Source organism: Nitrospira sp. BLG_2, assembly GCF_049222245.1.
Window position 1 is genome coordinate 1 of the sequence record NZ_JBLYIG010000132.1, and the last position, 3,646, is coordinate 3,646.

At 52.8% G+C, this 3,646-nt stretch carries 6 protein-coding genes; all 6 read left to right on the forward strand.

The window, feature by feature from the left end; translation table 11 throughout:
* A partial coding sequence (locus ACOSYY_RS03780) for a cobalamin B12-binding domain-containing protein (RefSeq protein WP_421660935.1) occupies positions 1-553 on the forward strand: 553 nt, incomplete at its 5' end.
* 549 nt (positions 554-1,102) lie between these two features.
* On the forward strand, positions 1,103-1,483 hold the full coding sequence (locus tag ACOSYY_RS03785; RefSeq protein WP_421660936.1) for a porin family protein: 381 nt from the start codon (positions 1,103-1,105) through the stop codon (positions 1,481-1,483).
* A gap of 298 nt (positions 1,484-1,781) precedes the next feature.
* On the forward strand, positions 1,782-2,216 hold the full coding sequence (locus ACOSYY_RS03790; RefSeq protein ID WP_421660937.1) for a hypothetical protein: 435 nt from the start codon (positions 1,782-1,784) through the stop codon (positions 2,214-2,216).
* Complete coding sequence (locus ACOSYY_RS03795; protein WP_421660938.1) at positions 2,213-2,551, forward strand: hypothetical protein; 339 nt, start codon at positions 2,213-2,215, stop codon at positions 2,549-2,551. The genes ACOSYY_RS03790 and ACOSYY_RS03795 overlap by 4 nt, the downstream gene beginning before the upstream one ends.
* A gap of 27 nt (positions 2,552-2,578) precedes the next feature.
* Positions 2,579-2,797, forward strand: coding sequence for a hypervirulence associated TUDOR domain-containing protein (locus ACOSYY_RS03800; RefSeq protein WP_421660939.1), 219 nt, complete (start codon positions 2,579-2,581; stop codon positions 2,795-2,797).
* A 614-nt stretch (positions 2,798-3,411) separates the two neighbouring features.
* The coding region (locus tag ACOSYY_RS03805) for an SDR family NAD(P)-dependent oxidoreductase (RefSeq protein WP_421660940.1) at positions 3,412-3,646 on the forward strand (235 nt) is incomplete at its 3' end.

Here is a 3,646-nt window from a genome sequence, read left to right on the forward strand (position 1 = left end):
ATTTGAGGAGGCCTTGTACGGCATCCTGCTACCGCTGCAAATTCGGGTCGGCCAATTATGGCATGACGGGCGACTCAACGTGGCGGTCGAACATTACGTCACTAATCAGGTTCGCCAAAAACTGTTCGCGGCCATGAGCCACCTTCCGGTGCATGACGAAGGACTGAGCGTGGTTGTGGCCTGTCCGGTGGGCGAGTTTCATGAGGTAGGGGCTCAAGCGGCCGCCTATATTTGTGCCTCACGCGGCTGTCAGACCTACTATCTCGGGGCGAATGTGCCTATCGACCAATTGGCGATATTCTGCAGGCAGACCGACCCGAACGTCCTGCTGCTGTCGGTGACTACACCGGTCCCGGCTCATGAATGGTCTTCCTGGATCGCAACGCTTTGCGATCTCATGACTCCGCGTCGAACCATACTGATCGGAGGTGCAGGTGCGCAGTCCCTAAGTCTTCCTGAGGCGGCACGACGCATCGAGATTCTCAGCGACCTTCCGGCCCTTCAGCAGCGCCTGGCTGTCCTTATGGCGAAGCAATCGGCGCACGTTCGGTGAGATAACAGGACGAGAGCAGCTTATGATCGACAATTCCGACTATTCTTCCTAATTTGCTTATCTCATGAACCTCCGACATCATGCGCGAATTGTTTATAGCTGGAGCACCTCTTCGCTAATGTTACAGGGAAAAGACATCCACTCATGCAAATGCGCCGGAAAGTCTCGAGCCATCGCCATTGTGATCACTGCCATCGTATCGTTGACGTTGAATGGTGGCTCGACTTGTGGTTGGGCCTCGCCTTTCGATAAGCGGTTCTCAGTAGAGTTTGAAACGGGAGCGGTGTGGCAGTCCCGAAACGAAATCCATATCCCAGACAACGCTGAAGGAACGCGGTTCTCACTGGCCGACCTACAGGATAGCTCGCCCAATGTGCACCGGAGAGTTGAGGCCATATGGAAACTGTCAAATCGTCATTTTTTGAGGTTCGTGTACGCCCCGCTCAACTTCTCAGACACCGGCACCTTTGCGTCTCCGGTCTTGTTTGCCGGGGGAACCTTTACGCCAGGCACAACTGTCGACACGAAGTACAAGTTGATTCATACCGAGTGACGTACCGCTATCAGTTTTACGAATCCGAGCGATGGAGGTTAAAACTCGGGGTGACGGCCTTTGTTCGAGATGCGAAAGTCGAGCTGAGCCAACAAGGAGTAACGGCATCCGACAGCGACATCGGGGTGGTGCCATTGCTGAGTGCCAATATAGAGTATGCACTCGCGCCTCGCTGGACAGCCTTGGTGGATTTCGACGGTCTCGTGAGTCCCCAAGGGCGGGCCATCGATGCAGCGGCCAAGATTCGCTATGACCTTACAGATAAGTGGTACGTCTCTGCCGGCTACCGTGTATTTGAAGGGGGAGTGGATAATGACGAGCGGTTCGCATTTGCATGGTACAACTTCGCAGTAGTTTCACTGGGCGTTCGATTCTGAGCCCGGCTTTAATAAACTTACATTTTGTAATCCATCGCTTCTCTGCAGCGAAAGCGGAACATGTGAACCTTACAGACTCTGGCATCTCCTGCCTCGCTCTATTCAGTCTCAGTCTCTTGGGCATCCTGTCCGCTGAAAGACATTCGTTCCACTGCGTGAGTACAGGCATATGGCGTTAGCGTGAAACTTCGCTGAGTCATAAAATAATTCGATGGTCCAGTACTTGCTGCAACTACTTTCACATATACGTTCTACGAAGATCACCGAGGCAGTTTATGTCTACATCTTGAATATCGCGATGTATGAACAAGTCAAAAGCGGCTTGACCAGTAGCGCAGCGGTGGCCGTCGCGGCGGCCATCTGCGGGCGACTGGAACATGGCGCCGCTCTAAAGCCGATCAATGGCATCAGCCACATTCTTTGGGGACCTCAAGCCGGAAAGGTCAACACCATCAGTGCTAAATACACGTTGGCTGGATTGGCGCTCAATACCGCCGCCTGTGGGTTTTGGGCATGGTTATATCAGCGGACTTCCCGCGCGTCAGCTTCTGAAGCGGCGGTGGGGGCAATGAGTGTTGCCGCGCTCGCCTATGTCACAGACTACCACCTGATCCCGCGCCGCTTCACGCCGGGATTCGAGTTGAGCCTGCCCCGACGTAGTTTCCCCTGGATTTACGCAGCACTTGCTGCGGGACTCTTGCTGCCTCATCTCTTGGAGAATCAAAGAAAATGATCTCTGTCGGTCGATACACCATAATTGCCGTCTTGTGCGGCTCCATCTATGTCCCATCTGTATATGCCAAGGACGCCGGCGTTCCTCATGACGATCGCCATGTCAAGGAATCTCACAGTCAGGTCTCAGGAGCGAAAACCATACGTGGCCGTGTCATCAAAGCTGAGGAAGGCTCCCTGACGATCGAAGAAGTAAATGATAAAGAAACCGTGATTACGATTGACCCTAAGACAAGAACCAACCACAATTTCCATCCCGGCGACCGTATCACCGCGACTGTAACGCAGCAAGGACGAGCAGTGGAAGTTCAAAAAGAAGGAAAACCGGAGCCATGAGCGCACTGAAAGGCGGTAATACAGTCCATGAATGAAAAGTTGAAAAAGAACGATAAGGTGCAATGGAAAACGTCCCAAGGTCCGACTACGGGACGCGTCGTAAAGAAATTGACCTCAACAAAAAAAGTAAAAGGCCACAAGGCAAAAGCATCCGCCGGTCATCCTGAATATCTCGTGCGAAGCGAAAAAAGTGGAAAGACAGCCGCTCATAAGCCTGGCTCGCTTAGGAAGAAAGGGAGATCATGATCATTTATAGGTCAAACCATCCTGAAGAGACGATGCCGGAGAACGCTTGGTGGGAGACGCGCGCGGTTGTGAATGCGACGGATGCGCCGCGACGATCGATCGCTTGCACAATCGGTCGTGGCCCAGCTCACTGATTGGTTTGGAACACAGGTGGCGCGATGGAAATTTCTGCGGTGTTATCGAATTCCCCATGCGCTGCCTAGTCAACAGCCTGACATGATTGACAAAATCCCTGATACGGTTCGTCTACGCGGCGGTCTCTTCATCTGTGGCGACCATCGATAAAATGCCACGATTAACGTCGCGATGGTTCGGGACGAAAAAGCGGTGGAAGCCGTCCTGTCAAACCTCGAGTTTTAAAGCAGGCGATGCCGCGAAACGGTTCAATAATCAACTTAAACAAATCCTTCTTCGAAGCAGAGCCATTCCGTTTCATAATTTTAATACACGGTAGTACCAGAGTATGCCTAGTTTCATCAGCGAACGCTTCTCATAATTCCCCTCTCTCGGGAATCTTCTAGTCGTCAACTACTTTTATAGACGGTAAAAAGAACGATGATGTTGTCACAAGGGCAGCATCGTAACGCTTTCCTACGGCAACCGAATGTAGAGCGATGAACATCCGACTCAAACCTCTTAATGAACAGGTCATCGTGGTCACCGGCGCTTCCAGCGGCATCGGCCTTGTGACGGCTCGCATGGCCGCTAGGCGCGGTGCTCGGTTAATGCTGATCGCCAGAAACGAGCAAGCGCTTCAACAGGTCATTCGGGAAATCAACGGCCAAAGGTCGAATGGCGGCGTCGCCGATTTCGTAGCGGGAGATGTGGCCGATGAAGCCGTGGTTCGGC

Excerpts from the sequence above, each read along its gene's own strand:
- ACOSYY_RS03790 (WP_421660937.1), top strand. The coding sequence starts at position 1,782 with ATGTATGAACAAGTCAAAAGCGGCTTGACCAGTAGCGCAGCGGTGGCC.
- ACOSYY_RS03795 (WP_421660938.1), top strand. The coding sequence starts at position 2,213 with ATGATCTCTGTCGGTCGATACACCATAATTGCCGTCTTGTGCGGCTCC.
- ACOSYY_RS03800 (WP_421660939.1), top strand. The coding sequence starts at position 2,579 with ATGAATGAAAAGTTGAAAAAGAACGATAAGGTGCAATGGAAAACGTCC.